14 protein-coding genes and 2 pseudogenes are annotated in these 15,497 nt (G+C 67.5%); 6 read left to right on the forward strand and 10 right to left on the reverse strand.

The annotated features are described in order from the left end of the window. Positions 1-126 precede the first annotated feature (126 nt). From ACIRVH_RS25595 to ACIRVH_RS25605, 3 genes are all read right to left on the reverse strand, one after another. Positions 127-1,290 (reverse strand): IS630 family transposase, encoded by a 1,164-nt coding sequence (locus ACIRVH_RS25595; protein ID WP_403957174.1) that lies wholly within the window; start codon positions 1,288-1,290, stop codon positions 127-129. A gap of 119 nt (positions 1,291-1,409) precedes the next feature. Next, the gene (locus ACIRVH_RS25600) at positions 1,410-2,135 is read right to left on the reverse strand and encodes a dienelactone hydrolase family protein (RefSeq protein ID WP_403957177.1); all 726 of its coding nucleotides are present in this window, start codon (positions 2,133-2,135) and stop codon (positions 1,410-1,412) included. A 443-nt stretch (positions 2,136-2,578) separates the two neighbouring features. Then, on the reverse strand, positions 2,579-2,890 hold the full coding sequence (locus tag ACIRVH_RS25605; protein ID WP_403957180.1) for a hypothetical protein: 312 nt from the start codon (positions 2,888-2,890) through the stop codon (positions 2,579-2,581). Positions 2,891-3,314: 424 nt separating this feature from the next. On the opposite strand from ACIRVH_RS25605, the gene ACIRVH_RS25610 reads away from it, so the two are divergent. Further along, positions 3,315-4,310 carry an aromatic acid exporter family protein gene (locus tag ACIRVH_RS25610; RefSeq protein ID WP_403957183.1) on the forward strand — a complete coding sequence of 332 codons (996 nt, stop codon included), beginning with the start codon at positions 3,315-3,317 and terminating at the stop codon, positions 4,308-4,310. 705 nt (positions 4,311-5,015) lie between these two features. Here the strand turns inward: ACIRVH_RS25610 and ACIRVH_RS25615 are convergent. Both ACIRVH_RS25615 and ACIRVH_RS25620 read right to left on the reverse strand, forming a co-directional pair. Continuing rightward, positions 5,016-5,378 carry a DUF952 domain-containing protein gene (locus ACIRVH_RS25615; RefSeq protein ID WP_403957185.1) on the reverse strand — a complete coding sequence of 121 codons (363 nt, stop codon included), beginning with the start codon at positions 5,376-5,378 and terminating at the stop codon, positions 5,016-5,018. Between the two features lie 7 nt (positions 5,379-5,385). Further along, positions 5,386-5,565, reverse strand: a complete 180-nt coding sequence (locus ACIRVH_RS25620; RefSeq protein ID WP_403957188.1) for a hypothetical protein — start codon at positions 5,563-5,565, stop codon at positions 5,386-5,388. 930 nt (positions 5,566-6,495) lie between these two features. Here ACIRVH_RS25620 and ACIRVH_RS25625 point away from each other — a divergent pair. After that, entirely contained in the window at positions 6,496-6,846 is a 351-nt protein-coding gene (locus ACIRVH_RS25625) for a hypothetical protein (protein WP_403957190.1), read from the forward strand. Between the two features lie 145 nt (positions 6,847-6,991). On the opposite strand, the pseudogene ACIRVH_RS25630 reads toward ACIRVH_RS25625, so the two are convergent. Then, a pseudogene (locus ACIRVH_RS25630) lies at positions 6,992-7,336 on the reverse strand (transposase); the annotation flags it as partial. 144 nt (positions 7,337-7,480) lie between these two features. Between ACIRVH_RS25630 and ACIRVH_RS25635 the strand changes: the two are divergent. After that, entirely contained in the window at positions 7,481-7,879 is a 399-nt protein-coding gene (locus ACIRVH_RS25635) for a DUF3592 domain-containing protein (RefSeq protein WP_403957193.1), read from the forward strand. Positions 7,880-7,993: 114 nt separating this feature from the next. Here ACIRVH_RS25635 and ACIRVH_RS25640 read toward each other — a convergent pair. Further along, positions 7,994-8,388: pseudogene (locus ACIRVH_RS25640) on the reverse strand (transposase); the annotation flags it as partial. A 238-nt stretch (positions 8,389-8,626) separates the two neighbouring features. Here ACIRVH_RS25640 and ACIRVH_RS25645 point away from each other — a divergent pair. Beyond that, on the forward strand, positions 8,627-9,175 hold the full coding sequence (locus ACIRVH_RS25645; protein WP_403957196.1) for a hypothetical protein: 549 nt from the start codon (positions 8,627-8,629) through the stop codon (positions 9,173-9,175). A gap of 189 nt (positions 9,176-9,364) precedes the next feature. Here ACIRVH_RS25645 and ACIRVH_RS25650 read toward each other — a convergent pair whose 3' ends face one another. Further along, positions 9,365-10,657, reverse strand: coding sequence for a hypothetical protein (locus tag ACIRVH_RS25650; RefSeq protein ID WP_403957199.1), 1,293 nt, complete (start codon positions 10,655-10,657; stop codon positions 9,365-9,367). 27 nt (positions 10,658-10,684) lie between these two features. Continuing rightward, on the reverse strand, positions 10,685-12,223 hold the full coding sequence (locus tag ACIRVH_RS25655) for a methyltransferase domain-containing protein (protein WP_403957202.1): 1,539 nt from the start codon (positions 12,221-12,223) through the stop codon (positions 10,685-10,687). Between the two features lie 127 nt (positions 12,224-12,350). On the opposite strand from ACIRVH_RS25655, the gene ACIRVH_RS25660 reads away from it, so the two are divergent. After that, positions 12,351-13,130: a class I SAM-dependent methyltransferase gene (locus ACIRVH_RS25660; protein ID WP_403957204.1), complete on the forward strand. Its 780-nt coding sequence runs from the start codon at positions 12,351-12,353 to the stop codon at positions 13,128-13,130. Between the two features lie 607 nt (positions 13,131-13,737). Here the strand turns inward: ACIRVH_RS25660 and ACIRVH_RS25665 are convergent. Further along, entirely contained in the window at positions 13,738-14,292 is a 555-nt protein-coding gene (locus ACIRVH_RS25665) for an AAA family ATPase (RefSeq protein ID WP_403957207.1), read from the reverse strand. A 310-nt stretch (positions 14,293-14,602) separates the two neighbouring features. Between ACIRVH_RS25665 and ACIRVH_RS25670 the strand changes: the two genes are divergently transcribed. After that, positions 14,603-15,493 (forward strand): alkaline phosphatase family protein, encoded by an 891-nt coding sequence (locus tag ACIRVH_RS25670; RefSeq protein ID WP_403957210.1) that lies wholly within the window; start codon positions 14,603-14,605, stop codon positions 15,491-15,493. Positions 15,494-15,497: the final 4 nt, after the last annotated feature.

Genomic DNA, 15,497 nt, shown 5'->3' on the forward strand with positions numbered 1-15,497 from the left:
ACGCCAACACCAAGCCCGCATCAGCCACTACAAACGACGCGGCCACAGCCCCTGAAAACTAGCCAGCAATCAGAACAAGCACCGTTGCAGTACTAAGTGGTCGGCGCCGTAAATCCTTCGGGGTGATCATGCTGCCAGCGCGACGGAGGATTCTTCGTGGTGATCGGCGTTGTGCCGGTCGAGCCTGGCCAGCAGATCGTCCAGGTCGGAGGTGGTGAACCTCCACTGGAACGGCTGTGCCGCGGTGTTGTAGCGGTCTTCGAAGGCTCGGAGCCTGTCCCCAACCTCGGTGAGGTCAGTGAAGTCGTTGGGCGAGACGACCTTGCGCTGGACGACGGAGAAGTAGATCTCCACCTGGTTCAACCAGGAGGCGTGTACGGGGGTGTGGCTCATCACGGCGTTCGGGAACGCCGTGATGAGCCGGCCGGCCTTCTGCCCGCGGTGGGAGGAACCGTTGTCGACGATCCAGTACACCCGTTTCGCGCTGTCGTAGGGCTCGGTGCTCATGACCTGGGTGACCAGGTTCATGACGGGACGATGCCGGTTCGTTCTTCGGTGCGGCCGAGCACGCGGGCGTGGTGGACGTCGTAGGCGGCGAGATAGGCGAGGGCTCCCGCCGCGGCGGTAGGTGTGGTTGACGCGCAACGCGCGGGCTTTTCCCGGCGGCAGGCCGGGGTGGCATCGGCAGCGGGCCTGAATGGAGGTCTTCTCGTCCGCGCTGATGACGTACTCGTCCTCGCCGAGCGGCTCGCCGTTCCAGGTACGGGCATACGGGTCGAGCACCCGGGCGGCCTTGGCGCGGAAGTCGGGGTCGGTAATGAAGATCCAGGACTGGTGCTGCCAGGGCTTGAGAGCGTCCTCGGTCAGCCAACGTCGCACGGTGGAGGGCGAGATGGGGCCGGTGATACCTCGGGCGGTCAGTTCGGCGGCCAGCTCCGGGCAGCTCCAGCGGGACACCGGCAGACCGGTCTCCGTCGGCAGCTGGCAGGCTAGCGCCTTGGCCTCGGCGCGCCGCAGTGCGGTGGAGACGGGCGGGCGGCCGGCGCGGGGGCGGTCGGACAGCCCGACAATCCCCTGCTCGGCGAAGCGGTTCCGCCAGCGGCGCACGGTGTCCCGGTGCAGCCCCGTCTGACGGGCGATGCGCGCGTTGGAGCGTCCGCGCGCGGCGTGCAGCACCACCTGTGCACGCACCCGCAGCCGGTGTTCGGTCTTGTGACCGTAGGCCATCATCTTCAGCCGCGCGCGTTCGGCGGCACCGAGGTCTATCGGACAGGCAGTGCGGAGGGGCATGGTGGGCGAACCGATCGGCCGAAGTGGATCACTGGCAAGCCGCAGCCTGCCCCGCCAGTGCGGCAGTGGAGCCCAGGCATCGCGGTGGTCAGCGGGCGCCCAAGCTTGGACTGACCAGATCACTCCGTTACGGGCAGGCACTCGGCGAGAAGGTCGACGACATCGCGCCAGGCTCGCTGCGCCTGCCGAGGGTGGTAGCCGACGCCGGGGACCACCGGGTGGTCGACCGGCGGATGGTGGAAGGCATGCAGGGCGCCGCCGTAGACCACGAGGCGCCAGTCGACGCCCGCGGCCTGCATCTCGGCGGTGAACGCGTCCCGTTGCGTGGGCGGCATGATCGGGTCTTCCGAACCGACCCCGGCCCACACCGGACAGCGAATGCGTGCCGCCTCGCCCGGTCGGCCTGTGGTCAGCGCGTTAACTGTCGCGATGACGCGCAGGTTGACGCCGTCGCGCCCGAGTTCCAGCCCGATGGCGCCACCGGTGCCGTAGCCGACGGCGGCGATCCGGTCTGGGTCGCTCCGCGGTTCGGCGCGCAACACGTCGAGCGCCGCGTGGCCGATGCCCCGCATCCGGTCGGGGTCAGCGAGCAGCGGCATGCAACGGACCAGCATCTCCTCGGGGTCGCCTAAATAGCGCCCGCCGTGGAGGTCGAAGGCCAGCGCTACGTATCCCAGCTCGGCGAGCGCATCGGCCCGGCGGCGCTCGACGTCGCTGAGCCCCAGGCCCTCTGGTCCGAGCAACACTGCGGGCCGGCGGTCGCTACCGGCCGGGAGCGCGAGGTGCCCGATCATCGTCAGGCCGTCGGCCGGGTACCGGACCGTGCGCGTGGTAAACGTCGTCATGAAACTGGACGGTAGTGATCGTCGAGCCCGGGCGGGCCGGGGTTCACCGCTGGCAGAACAGCGCGGGTGCCCCTCTGAAATGCGGCGGTGGCTCACAAGATCCGTCACAAACCCCGTTCCCACGGCAGCACTATCAGATCACCTGCCCTGGCCACGGTGCTGGAGACTGACCCCGCCGCAGGTTTCTGGCGTGTCACACAACGGCCTACCCCGCCGACGCCAACACCTGCCCCAGCACCACGCACGACACAGGTTCCGGAGTCAACCCCCGAAGGATTTACGGCGCCGACCACTAAGGAGCTTGACACGCGCGCCGACATTCCCAGTCACCGCGCCGGCCTGTCGCACACAGCGGGAAGCATGCCGCCCACAGTCAGCAGCAGGAGTCCTCGTCCAGGAGAATCGAGTACGCATGGAGCCGCAGTCCAGTCGTTCGTGAAGTCTCACCGAACGACGTTGTCGGAGGGCACGAACAACGCCAACTGGTCGCTGATCCAGGGGCTGAGCATCGCCAACTGGCCCGCGACCCAAGAGTCGGTGAGGTCGTGCGCCTTCCGCTGCTCACCAGCGTACCCGTAGCCGTCGTTCCGGCTTCCGTGTCCGGGGCGGTTTTGGCCGTCACTAACGACCACCTTGGTGCGCTCATCCACCTTGGATGTGGCCGCAGTTGCGGAGCCGCCAGCGGCCAAGAGCGCGCCTCCTACGAATACAGCGGAAATGCCCGCACTCGAAATACGCCACATGATCCTCTTCATGTTCTTTCCTCCTTGCGCAGCTCATTGGCTTGGGTGTTGCGAACGGTGGATGCCGCCGCTGCTACTGCGCTATGGAAGCTACGCACAACCCGCATAGTTGAACAATAAACTACCATAGTGAAACAAATCACCTGCATCACGAGGAAGGGGTCAGACCGGGCAGCGCCACGCCTCGCGCATGCAGGTCCGGCCCAGTCCGTGATCGCTCGCGGCAGGCCCCGCCGCGGCGTAGCGCACACCCGGAACTCCACCCCCCACCCCTGACAGAGGCGAGCCCAGTCGGGGAACCCTGCCGAGGGCGGCAACGACGACATGTCCAGGGGTGCCGCAGGCGACCGCGTTCGACACCACGGGGCCAAAAAGGGCAAAAAGTGCCACTATTAATATCGTGTAAGATTCAACTATCCCGTTGGAGCGCACGGCGGTGACGATCACGGAACTGATGCGTACCCTCACCCGCCGGATCCGCAGCAAGCGAGCCGATCATGCGGTGCACGGCGTCAAGACCGCCATTGCAGCCCTACTGACCTGGGCGGCCGTGGCCCCCTGGGCCCCCGAGAGCCAGCCCTACCTGGCGGTTGCCACAGCCGTACTCATGGTCAATGCCTCCACCGTGTACCGATCCGTGAGGAAGGCAGCGCAAAGCGTAGTGGCAAGGGTCACCGGCCTGGTCCTCGCCCTCGCGACTGCCCGGCTCCTCGGACCGACCGTGGGCGCCGTCGCAGTCATTGCGGTCGTCGCGGTCCTGGCCGGTCCCCGCCGCACCACCGACGACCGTCTCCAGATCGCCTCGACAGCAGTGATCGCACTGACCGCCACCGCAACCGATCCCATGGGCCATCTCTTGTCCCCCGTACTCCAAACGCTCACTGGCGCGGCCGTGGGTATTGCGGTGAACGCCCTGGTCCTGCCTCCGCTGTACCTGAACGAATCCGATTCCGCGGTACGCGACCTCGCCCACGCCTTGGGAACACTGATGCACGAGATGGGTGCCGGCCTCGCTCGGCGACAGCTCACCTCGAAGGCCCACGCCTGGCTGCACCAGGCCCGCAACCTGGACAAGCGCCTCACACATGCAGAGGAACAGGTGCAGCAGGCTGACGAGAGTCTGCGCTGGAACACGCGGTGCGCCGCACACACGCGATGCAAGGACATGACGTACACGGCCGCCGATGCCTTCAGAGTCTTGCGCGGCGTGTCGATCCAGGTTCGTGGAATCGCGCGCACCCTGGCCGACAGCGCCCACGACAACCACACCGATCACCACCTGGGGCAACAGTTCCTCGACCGGTACGCCGAAGCCTTGCAACTGGCTGCGGCAGCCGTCCAGGGATTCGTCGAACCCCGCCCGGTGACGGGCCCACCGAACGCATCTCCCCGGGAGCGGCTGCGCAGCGCGATCAACGGCACGCTCACCTGACACCACACGATGACCGCCATGATCGGCCAGGGCAGTCTCACCAAGCCGGGGGCGTGGCACGTCTACGGCTCGCTCATGACCGACGTGGAAAGGCTGCTGGCCGACCTGGACCGCAGGGCCATTCACTGACCGAGCGAACCCACCCGCGTGAGGCAACCTTCGACCACGCCCGAACCCCAAGGGAGGGCTTCAGCTCCAAGCTGGTCAGCCACGCCGCGCTTCGTCTCGTCACCGATCCCGGCCTGCTGGTGGCCACCGCGGGCACGTTCTGGTTCACCACCCACCCCCAACTCGCTCTTCACCAACCACCTCATGCCCGCGATGTTCGACACCGCCATCGGCCCGGGCATGCCCTTCGTCCCGATGGCTTTCGAGGACTCTCGGCGCAGTCCACGCCGTCCAGCACCACGAGACAGGCATCGCCTTCCGCCCTGCTCAACACAGCCAAGCAGATCGGCGGCGCGCTCGGCCCGGCCGTCCGCTCGACGATGTCCACCGCCTCTGCCGACGATCGGCTGCCGAAGGTGGCCGCCGCCCTCCACGCCACGGCGATCCACACGCGAGTGGCCTCGCCGTTCTCGACCTCGTCCACGAGGGCCGCGGCCCACCTCCTCTGCTCTGATGAGGATGGAGTCGTTGACAGCAGTGCCGGCGGACCCGGAGACAAGCCCCGACCATGACGCTCGTCAGCTGATGTCCCACACGTCAGCTCACGTCCCGCAGTCCCGTCGCCTGGCCGTCCGCGTCCCACTGGATTTCCAAGACACGCTCTACGGCGTCACGGTTGAGCGGACCGAACACATGCGGGAACAGGACACCGTCGGCAGTCCCGGGCGGCGGGGTGGGAACCGCGGCCTCGAAAACACACTTCGCGGTGAGCCGGCCCTCGTCGAGGAGCAGAGCCAGCAACGGCCTCGACGCATCCCGATAGAAGGCGTTGACGACGGCCAGCGTGGTCGCCTCGTCGGGGGCGCAATGGACGAAACCGTCCTGGGCGAGGGAAGCGGGTGTGTATGGCTGGTCAGGCTGCGCCGTCCAGTCATCCAGTGAAACAACGTGATAGATCATGATCTGGTTATACAACCTGCCGGAGGGGGCCTGCCGCAGCGCCCTTGCCCAACACGCTGAACTTGGCAGGGAAGCGCAGGGAGTGCCGCTGGTAGGTCTCGGGCATGCCGGTGACCGCAGTCCGCTCCCGCCGGAACCGCTCGATGAACTGGTCGTAGAGCGCCATGCTGCGACGCGGCGGGGACATGACGGTTTCCGGCCTGGCCCGCGCGGCGACAGCGGACCCCACGTTTCTCTACCGGCACCGGGACCTTCTCGAACGCGTCCTCGGCGCCACCTCGCCGCCACCGGAGGAGGACCAGATCGCGGCGGCCAGCCGGCATCGCTCCGGGTGGACCTGGCCAACGCCCTCGAACGCAATAGGTGTCACGCCGCACGAGTCCGCCAGCTGGAGAAACGTCTTTCCCGGACTCGCGGGGAGGCCGCCTCGGCCGAGTCCGGTCTGGGGGTACCTGCCGACACCGACCAGCTCCAGCGCAGCCTCACCATGCTCGAACGAGAACTCGCGGACACACGTGGACACTTGCAGGAGCGGACCGATGAGCTCGCCGCCGCCCGAGCTGCCAACCGGGAACTGACTTGGGCCCTGAACCAACGCTAATGACAGGTGTCCGTTCGCCACCGCCTCGACCTGGTCCACAGCGGGGACGAGCACTCGTCGCCGATCATCACACCGACACGCTGGAGTCCGCGCTCAGCATCGCGTCCATTGACACCGCCGAGCGAACAGTGAGGCGCCTTCGTGCGCTACGCCGGCTCGGGCCGGCGCCCGGCTACGACAGGCTGGGCCACCCACCTTCAGCGGCGGCCAGCCTGCGCTCACTCACTCATCATCGACCGTCGACTCAACCGCTTCGCCCGGGGCGGTGACTGCTGACGCGGTGGGAGTCCTGCCGCAGGTTCACGCGGTCGAGAGCATCGCCTACACGCTTCGTGCCACGGGCATCGCGAATCCGATACGCGAGCGAGCCCACAGCGGCAGCAGCAGAGATACCGCCGATGATCGTGTTCGGGTCCAACTTCGATCCTTGGCAGATCCAGTACCGCCCTGACGTGGTCGACGGATGCCTTGCCGGCACGGGGCTGCGCTTCGATCCGGCCCGTTGACCACGCGGTGATGCTGATGCCGGCCGCTGACGGCAGCAGGTATGGCAGCATCACCGCCATGTCTTTGGTGACCTGGGACTACGACGGTGATCTGTACTGCGCTCTGTCCACTGAGACTGGCGCGGGTGATGGCCGGATCAGCTATTTCGAGCTCAGCGAGGCCCGGATGCTTCCGAGCGGAGCCCCATCTGCGCCTGCTTCACCGGCTCCGGGGCCGACAGCCGTGACGGTGGTTGTCTATGCCCCAGAGGAGGAGAAGCCACCTATGGTCTCCTTCAACGAGGCGCAATCACTGCCGTTCGCCGTCCTGCAGCGCTTCGTCGCGATCGTAGCCTCCCGGTTGGAAAGCACCGGCGTATAGATCAGCCGTCACGGCAGCAGGCCCCCGACCGACATCGAGAGTTCAAGTTCAGTAGCGACAGCGGAACCGTGAAGCCCTTCCGTCTCTCAATTCGGTGAGTGATCCGAGAACAGCACGCCCTTAGGGCTCCAACTAAGACCGCGTCCTACATGGTCAGCCCGAGGAGCCGTTTGTAGCAGCAGAGTGCGGCTGCCAGTCCGAGAAAGGCCAGGTAGTTGCCGGGTTTGCGCTCGTAGCGGTGGTTGAGGCGGCGGTAGCCGGTCAACCAGGACATGGTCCGTTCGATGACCCACCTGCGGCGGCCGAGCCGCTCGCTGGAGTCGATGCCCTTGCGAGCGATGCGGACGCCGATGCGCTTGCCCCATAGCCATCGCCGCAGGTGAGGGATGTCGTAGGCCTTGTCGGCGTGAAGACGCACGGGCTTGGAATCGGCTGTATGGGTTTCGTGTCCCATGTGGAAATGGGACAGCATCGGCTTCAGCGCGCTTGTTCAATTCACGCAGCCTTGCCCACAACCACCCTGGCGTCCCGTCCGCCATGAGCCGCACCTTCGTGAACCATCGAGCCGGATGCCGCGTCATCCTGGTGTGGAGCCCGTGCCGGGTGGTGCTGTGCGAGGGAGAGCAAGGGACGGATGACGGGTGAAGTGATCGGTTTCGGGCTGTGCGTGTTGGCCGGACTGCTGTGTCTGTGGGGCGGTGTGCGGGAGGTGCGGCTGCAAGCGCGGCTGCGCCGGTTTGGCGTGCACGCCGAGGGGGCGGTGGTGGACCAGGAGCAGGCGCCGTCGGACGATTATTTGACGCCCGTCATTGAGTTCACCGACCGGCAGGGCCGACCCGTCAGGTTCCTGCCCGTGGCGACGGGGACGCGGATGGGGCTGGCCCTCCGAACCCACGTGCCGGTCGTCTATCTACCTGAACAGCCCGAGAGCGCAAGGGTATTCGCCCGGAAGCACCGCCGGTCTCACGTCGGCCTGTTTGCCGGAGGTGTGCTCTTCCTCGGCACCGCGGTTTGGGTCGTGCTCACCCGCTGAGCTTGTTCTCCTTCCTCGTTCTCACTGACGGATCCACAGTCGGATCGCGGCGACGGTGACCGTGCCGTGAAAGACGAACGCTCTCTTGTCGCTCTTCGAGGCTGCACCGTGTGACCTGGCCTTCTCCGCCTCGGCGGCAGGTCTCTCCAGTGCGCCGAGGACCTCCTCGTCCAGGTGCGTCCCGGCCGCGTCGTGGTGAGCACGCGCGATGGCTGAGTCGATGCTGACCAGGGACAGGTCCGCCTCACCCCGCCTCGCCGCTTCCACGATCAGGATCTCCAGCAGGGCCTCGAAGACGCCGGAGTCACGCCACTGCCGGAAGGGCTATGAACGGTCGATCAGGCACCGAACTCCTGCGGCATCTCCCGCCACTGCTCACCCGTCTTGAACCGCCAGATCACACCCTCGAGCTGCTGCCGTAGCCGCTCGGGATACGGACCGTACTCGTCGATCGGCAGAAACGGTCCGGTGAACTCCCACTCCGCGTCTGTCAGGTGCACTCGCGTCACAGAAGAAGATCTACCTGTCCAGGCCTCACCACTGCGCTGCACGCCTTGTCGACTGCCGGTGGGTGCTTGCCCCTATCGGTTTGGTCAACACATGGAGGCGGAGTTGATAGAAGGTGCCGTCACGCAGAGCGATGCGTTCTGGAGATCGTGCTGTCGGTCCCCTGAACGCGCGGTGCGGTGTCAGACCCTGTAGATAGTGTCCGCAGTACTTGGCCATCGCCCTGTCGAAGGAGCTCTCTTGAGTGACGCCTACTCGCCTATCCCTGAACTGAACCTGCTCAAGGAGTTCGAGGACAGCCTAGGAGGGCAGTTCTTCGCGCCGGGATTTGAGCTGATGAAGTACAACAAGGACTTGGACTGGTTCTGCGGCGATGCACCCGACGCGTACCTGGACCGGCTGATCCCCTTCGCCTACGCAACGCACTCTGGCTCGTACTACGCCTTGTGGCGCTGTGACGACCGTACTGACCTAGCCACCCTTCCCGTCATCTTTTTCGGTGACGAGGGCGATCTCTGGGTCGAAGCCGGCAACCTGCGCGAACTCTTCCAGTCACTCGCCCTTGAGTCGGACGACCCCGAAGACCGCGCTCGCCTCGCCTCCGCACGCCAGAGGTATCTCATATGGCTGCAGCAGAACTTCGGGCTCACACTGCTCGACAACTCGGATGACGGGGAGAACTTGGCCGAGTGCGCCCGACGATTCGCCATCTGGGTCTCGGAGTTCGCCTCTGACGACCTCCTCGACCATGTGCTCAGTTCGCTCGGTGTGGAAATAACCACGCCCTGATATCAACCAGGACTGAGGATATCTCCGACCTGGCCGCCGCCCTTCCCCCTGTCAGGGCAGCAGTCGGGAATGAACAGTTCAGTTCGGCTGACCGGCCGTCATCAGCTTACGGACCCCTGCCCTTGGTGCGCCCAGACGGCTCCAGGTGCCGCGCGGACGGCGCCCCGCCGCCTTCACACTGGTGGTTGTTCACCAGGCGACGGTGAGGTGGGTGGGGCCGTGGACGCCGGTATTGGCGATCCCCCCGGTAGGGGTGGTCGGGTCGGTGGGGGTGAGGGCGGGGCAGGTGGTGGAGAGTGCGGTGACGGCGTGGTGGACGAGTCGGCGGGTGTAGGCGGCGCCAGGGCAGTAGTGGATGCCCGCACCGAAGGAGAGGGAGGCGGCGTTGGGGGGCTTGTCGGGGTCGCGGTGTGCGGAGGCGAGCAGGAGCAGCAGTCGTGCGCCTGCCGGTACGGAAGTACCGGACAGTTCGACATGACGGGTCGTACTGCGGAGCCATCCCACCAGCGGTGAGTGGTGGCGGAATGTCGTCTCGACCGCCTCGTGCACCGCGTCGTCGTGGGCGGTGCCGTCGTGCCGGTGGTGGGGCGGCGGCCAGGACCCGGCGGCGCAGAGTCGCGCGACGGTTCCCACGACGGCGCGCGGGAGGAGTTCGCCGACGACGATGAGTTGTTCCATGAGGGTGGAAGCCACCTCGGCGGCGGTCATCCGTTCGCCCTCGGGGCCGGTGTGGGCGATCCACGCGTCGATGAGGTCGCTGTCGCCGGACGGGTGCCGGCGTCGTGCGACGAGGTCGGTGCAGTGGGTCCACAGGTCGGCCAGTGCGTGGGCGGCCTGGAGTTGGCTGCCGGGAGCAGGACGGCCCCAGACGAGGTCGGTGAGGGCGGCGGCCTGGTCGACGATGGTGCGGTGTCCCTCGCGTGGTACGCCGGTGAGCCTGCCGAAGGCTGCCATGACGGCCGGTTGGGCGTAGCCGGTGAGCAGGTCGCCGGTACGGCTCGGGGTGGCGGCGAACGCGGCTGTTGCTCGGGTGGTCTCCTCGGCCATGGCGCGGTCGGTCTCCCGGGCCCGGACGGCGCGGTCCGTGGTGGGGAACGTGGCCGTCATGGCACGCCGGAAGCGGGTGTGCTGGGGCGGGTCGGTGGACGACAGCACAGGGACGACGCCCGTGGCGGCCAGTACGGCTTCCGCCCGGCTGTCGAGTGGGTGGATGGGTGTGTAGGTGAGGGCGGTGGAGTAGGTGCCGGTGGCGTCGCGGAGCACGGTGTCGAGGTCGTGGTGGCGCGAGAGGACCCACAGGTCGAACTCCGGGTCGTGGAAGACGGGGTGGTGTTCGCGCAGGTGTGCATAGAGGGTGTCCGGCGCACCGGCGGAGTGAGTGAGGATGGCGCCGGGGACGGTGGTCGGGCAGTGCGGGAAGTCCTGCCGGGGGCACCGTCCCGCGCCGTGTCCGGTGCGGGCGGTGGAATGGGTCAGTGCCATGGCTTCGAGGGTTGTCCGGTTCGGCGGTCAGGCGGCCGAGGAGGCAGTGGCGGAGTCGGCCGACGGGGTCGGGGGGGCGCCGGCGGGTCGGGGGCGGGCCACCAGCATGACGGCGTCGTCGTTGAACCGGTCGGTGCCGTTGGCGAAGTGGGCCCGCAGCGCCGGGAGAAGGGCGGTGCGCAGGTCGGCGAGGCGGGGGTGGCCGGTGTTCCAGAACTCTGCGAGTACCTGGGCGGCGGCTTCGGCCTTGGCTTCGGGGCCGGGCTCGGGGAAGACGACGTCGACTCGGGCCCGGGTGAAGGAGATGTCCGTGAAACCGTGTTCGGCGAGGATGTGGGCGGCCCGGCTGAGCAGGTAGCCCTGGTGGTCCCGGGGCTCGCCGAGCAGGTCGGCGCAGGTGGTGTTCCACAGGGCGATGAGTTCGTTGTCCGGGGCGCCTTGTACGAGCACCACCTTCGCCTGCGGATGCGTGCGGTCCACCATGCGCGCCAGTTCCGCGGCTGCCTTGTCCAGGTCGTCGCAGTAGTGCAGCACCCAGGTCGCGACGGCCGCGTCGAATCCGCGGTCGGGGAAGGGTAGTTGCTCGGCCCGGCCGGGCAGGACCCGCACGCCCCGGTCTTCGAGGGGGCGCATGGCTGCTTCGCGGGCAGCGTGTGGTTCGACGGTGGTGACCCGGCCGAGCCGCGCGGCAATCTCCCGGACCACGGCGCCCGTCCCGCCGCCCACGTCGAGCACCTCGTGGTTGTCGGCGAGCGTGTCGGCAACCAGGGCCACGTCCTGGCGCTCGAACCGCGCCTCCATTCCCAGCCAGCCCGTCTCGCTCAGCTCGTGCGGGCCCCGGTACGCCTCGGGCAGCGGGTAGGGGCCGGCGAGGGCGTGCGTGGGCGCCGCCGGGCCGCCGGGCTTGATCGCGTAGATGAACAGGTGCTCTTCCTCGCCCATGCCCGGGAAGTCGGGGCAGAACACGCTGAGTTGCTCGTGCACGATGGTCAGGCCTGCGGCTTCCAGCAGGTCGCGGTAGGTCTCGGCCGGGTAGCTGGTACAGCGGATGGTGTGGCCCATCCACTGCAGTTCCTCGTCCTCGGCGTCGAAGGGCACGGTCGCGAAGACGAACAGGCCGCCCGGCACCAGCCATTGGGCGATTCCTGCGAGCGTGGCGTCCAGGTCGGTGCGGGGCATCTGGAGGAGCGGGAAGAACGCGGTGATTGCGTCCCAGCTCCCCGGCGCCTCAGGCAGGGTCCGTACGTCGGCCAATTCGAAGTGGGCTCCGGGCACTTGAGAGCGGGCCAGGTCGACCATGGTCTGGGACACGTCACAGCCGGTCACACGGTGGCCGGCCGCGGCGATCCGCTCCGCCGTGGGCCGGCCGGTGCCGGAGCCGATGTCCAGCACTCGTGAGTTTCGCGGCAGTCGGGCGAGCAACCAGTCGATCGCGGCCAGTTGCTCGGGCAGGTGCGCGTACGTGTCCTCGTACGTCTTGCCGAGCGCGTCGAACGGGCGGGCGGCGGTCTCTGCGGAAGCGAGAGTGGTGACTGGGGCCGGGACGGCGGACTCCACGGTCATCATGCGGTGCTCCTCTTTCCGGACGTGGTGATCATCAAGCCGGACGGGACACTACACTGCGAAGTCGATCAAGCACGGACAGTCGTCAACCTGTGCTGACCCATGCCCGTTTCCCCTGGAGCTCCCATCCGTGACCGGCCCCACCGACGTCGGCCACGCCCACTACTTCGCCTTCCGCGACCGTCTCCTCGGCGACCTGCGCACCACGATTCTGACCGGTGAGCAGCTCTGCGAAGCCGGACGGCTCATCTACCGCCGCCCCGAGGCCTTCTCCCTCTACGGCATCCCCGCTCCGCGCATGGCGAGCGCCGACATCCGCCTGCTCGGGCGCACCGCCATCGAGTGCTGCATCGACGACTACGCTGCCGCCGTAGCCGACGCCCTCCTCGATCAGCACGCCCTACTGCCCGATGACGGCGAACAACTGCAAGTCGTGGACCTGTTCTGCGGCTCGGGCAACTTCTCCCACCACTTGGCCGCCCGCCTCGGCACCCGTGTACAGGCCGCCGAACTCGACCCGGACGTCTACGAGGCGACACGCCACAACCTCGAACAGGTGGAATCGGCGATCGACCTGCACCACCTCGACTACCGCGACCTGCTCGGCAAACTCCCCGCCCAGAGCGAACGAGACACCTACTTCGTCGAACCGCCCTGGGGCCCCGCCTTCACCCCCGCCGGCCTCGACCTCACCCGTACCTCACCCCCCGTCCCCGCGATCCTCGACGACATCCGCCGCTCCCGCGCCGGTCATCCCTGCGTCATCGCGATCAAGACCAACGACCACATCGCCCACGACTCTCTCAACCGCTCCTTCACGGGCGCCCGCCACCTGCGAACCATCACCCCCGAGCCCGCCCTCCCCCACGGCGCCAACATGGACTTCCACCTGTACCAACTCACCAGCTGACAACGCGCCCACAGCACACATCGACCTGACAACACCCACAGCCATCGAGGGCGCGTAGCCACCGGCGCCGGGTACAGGGCAGTAATCGCGGTGCAGTGCGTGGGCGAGGACGTCCTCTCCCACGCACGCCGCGATGGACACAAGCGTCATCCCATCAGGGCTCCCGGTCGTCAGCCGTTGCCGTCACTGTTGGCGGTGCCGCCCCTCCGAGGGGACGGCTTCGCGGCCCGGGCGGCGACGATCAACCGACGCGAGGCGGCTCGCTGACAGCGACATCATCCGCCTGGACGACGGCCCCTTGAGGCGCAGTACGACTGGGTCCCCGCGACCTGGTGCCGTCAGTCTCACCTCTCGGCCGTGGCAACCCTGCCCGAGGGGGCAAGATTTTCGCGAACTGCCCTATGAGCTATGCCACTTTGCGGGGACGGACGGTGCAGCAGCCGGGGAGGCTCCGGATCGCGGATGTCGTCGCGGACCGCGTCGGCTTCCCACCTTGCTCGAGCCGACAGGTGTTGCAGGCCGTCCGGGGCCGCGTCCCCGGCATACTCGGCAAGCGTCCAGCAGTTCTCGTGGCCGTACCGATGCCCGGGCCAGCCCGCCTACTCCATCACGCTCTGCGAGCGGCGTGAGGCCCAGCCCACCCGGTGGCAGCCACCACCTCCCGCGCGATGTCCACGACAGGCCGTCCGTCCGTCACCACCCGTACCGTTTCCGCCGGGGCTCTCTGGTCCAGGAGCCGTGCCTTGCGGGCACTGCCTTCCAGCTCCTGCTCCAGTTCCGAACCGAGTTCCCGGCCCACCAACCGCTCGCGAGCGGTGGCGTCGGAGGCGGTGAGCAGGACGCGTGTGATCCCCACCCCGGCTCCCATGGCACGCTCAAACATGCCCGTCGCCTCAGGCAGCACACTCACGGTGTTCGTATAGATCAGGCGCCGGTAGCCGCGCCGCGCGAAGTTCGCCCACACGGCAGTCAGGTTGCTCTCGGTGATCTCCGCGCGGTGCGGATCTCCCTCTGGTGCCGGATGCACCTGCCCCATGAAGTCACCCTCGATGATCGCGTGAGAGACCGCTGCGGCGCGCAGAAGCGCCGAAACCTCCCACCCCACCGTGGTCTTGCCAACACCAGCTCGTCCTCCGATGAGCAGTACTTCCGCGTGATTCATGAGGGCAGCGTGCCAGCGGGTGACAGCCTCACGCGATCCGATATCGATCCGTTCGCATGAGGGCAACTCACTGCGCTCCAGGGCGCGTAGGGGACGGGGGCGCAGCGAGGTGCGGGTGGGTTGACCGTCTCCAACGAGGGGCACCGTTCCTGTGACTTGCGGCTTTTTCTGTGCGTGACCTGTGCGTTGCGTGACCTTCGCCCAACGAGGCCCACCGTTCGTCTGCCCTTCACCCAGTGCCAGTCCGGTGCTTCTAGGGTTACGGCGCCGCTCCCCCCGAACGTCCGTCACTTCTGTCCGGAGGACAGTCATGACCGTCGTCAAGGCGCCCAAGCGCAACCGACGTCCCCTTACCGCACTGGCCGGGGCTGTCGCCCTCACCGCCACGTCGATCGGCCTGTGGACCGCCACAGCCTCCACCGCTCAGGCCGCCGCTCTCCCGACCCCCGACCACGTGGTGGTCGTGGTGATGGAGAACCACGCCTACTCGCAGGTGATCGGCAGCTCCAGCGCCCCGTACATCAACAACACCCTCAAGGCGGGTGGCGCGAACCTCACCCAGTCCTACGGCCTCACCCACCCCAGTGAGCCGAACTACTACATGCTCTTCTCGGGCTCCAACCAGGGCCGCACCGATGACAGTTGCGTCACCGTCGGTTCCATCTCCGCACCCAACCTCGCCTCCGAGCTGATCGCCGCGGGTCAGACCTGGAAGAGCTACAACGAGTCGCTGCCCAGCCAGGGTTCGACGGTCTGCAGCAGCGGCAACTACGCGCAGAAGCACAACCCGTGGTTCGGCTTCTCCAACGTGCCGACGAACACCGCGATGACCATGGCGCAGTTCCCGACCGACTACACGACTCTGCCCAAGGTCTCCTTCGTCGTCCCGAACCTGTGCAGTGACATGCACGACTGTTCGGTCTCGACGGGCGACACCTGGATCCAGAACCACCTGGGCGCCTACGCCACCTGGGCCCAGACCCACAACAGCATCCTCGCCGTCACCTTCGACGAGGACAACAAGCTGTCCGGCAACCGCATCCCCACGGTCCTGTACGGGCAGCACGTCGCCCCCGGCAGCTCCAGCTCCACTACCTACAACCACTACAACGTACTGCGTACCGTGGAGGACCTGGCCGGTCTGACCACGCACGCGGGCAACGCCGGTTCGGCTGCCGACATCACCGGCATCTGGAACTGACGCC

The organism is Streptomyces sp. NPDC101165 (assembly GCF_044768135.1).
GTDB lineage: Bacteria > Actinomycetota > Actinomycetes > Streptomycetales > Streptomycetaceae > Streptomyces.

Excerpts from the sequence above, each read along its gene's own strand:
- ACIRVH_RS25625 (WP_403957190.1), top strand. The coding sequence starts at position 6,496 with ATGCTGATGCCGGCCGCTGACGGCAGCAGGTATGGCAGCATCACCGCC.
- ACIRVH_RS25600 (WP_403957177.1), bottom strand. The coding sequence starts at position 2,135 with ATGACGACGTTTACCACGCGCACGGTCCGGTACCCGGCCGACGGCCTG.
- ACIRVH_RS25635 (WP_403957193.1), top strand. The coding sequence starts at position 7,481 with ATGACGGGTGAAGTGATCGGTTTCGGGCTGTGCGTGTTGGCCGGACTG.
- ACIRVH_RS25650 (WP_403957199.1), bottom strand. The coding sequence starts at position 10,657 with ATGGCACTGACCCATTCCACCGCCCGCACCGGACACGGCGCGGGACGG.
- ACIRVH_RS25615 (WP_403957185.1), bottom strand. The coding sequence starts at position 5,378 with ATGATCTATCACGTTGTTTCACTGGATGACTGGACGGCGCAGCCTGAC.
- ACIRVH_RS25595 (WP_403957174.1), bottom strand. The coding sequence starts at position 1,290 with ATGCCCCTCCGCACTGCCTGTCCGATAGACCTCGGTGCCGCCGAACGC.
- ACIRVH_RS25605 (WP_403957180.1), bottom strand. The coding sequence starts at position 2,890 with ATGAAGAGGATCATGTGGCGTATTTCGAGTGCGGGCATTTCCGCTGTA.
- ACIRVH_RS25665 (WP_403957207.1), bottom strand. The coding sequence starts at position 14,292 with ATGAATCACGCGGAAGTACTGCTCATCGGAGGACGAGCTGGTGTTGGC.
- ACIRVH_RS25620 (WP_403957188.1), bottom strand. The coding sequence starts at position 5,565 with ATGTCCCCGCCGCGTCGCAGCATGGCGCTCTACGACCAGTTCATCGAG.
- ACIRVH_RS25670 (WP_403957210.1), top strand. The coding sequence starts at position 14,603 with ATGACCGTCGTCAAGGCGCCCAAGCGCAACCGACGTCCCCTTACCGCA.
- ACIRVH_RS25655 (WP_403957202.1), bottom strand. The coding sequence starts at position 12,223 with ATGATGACCGTGGAGTCCGCCGTCCCGGCCCCAGTCACCACTCTCGCT.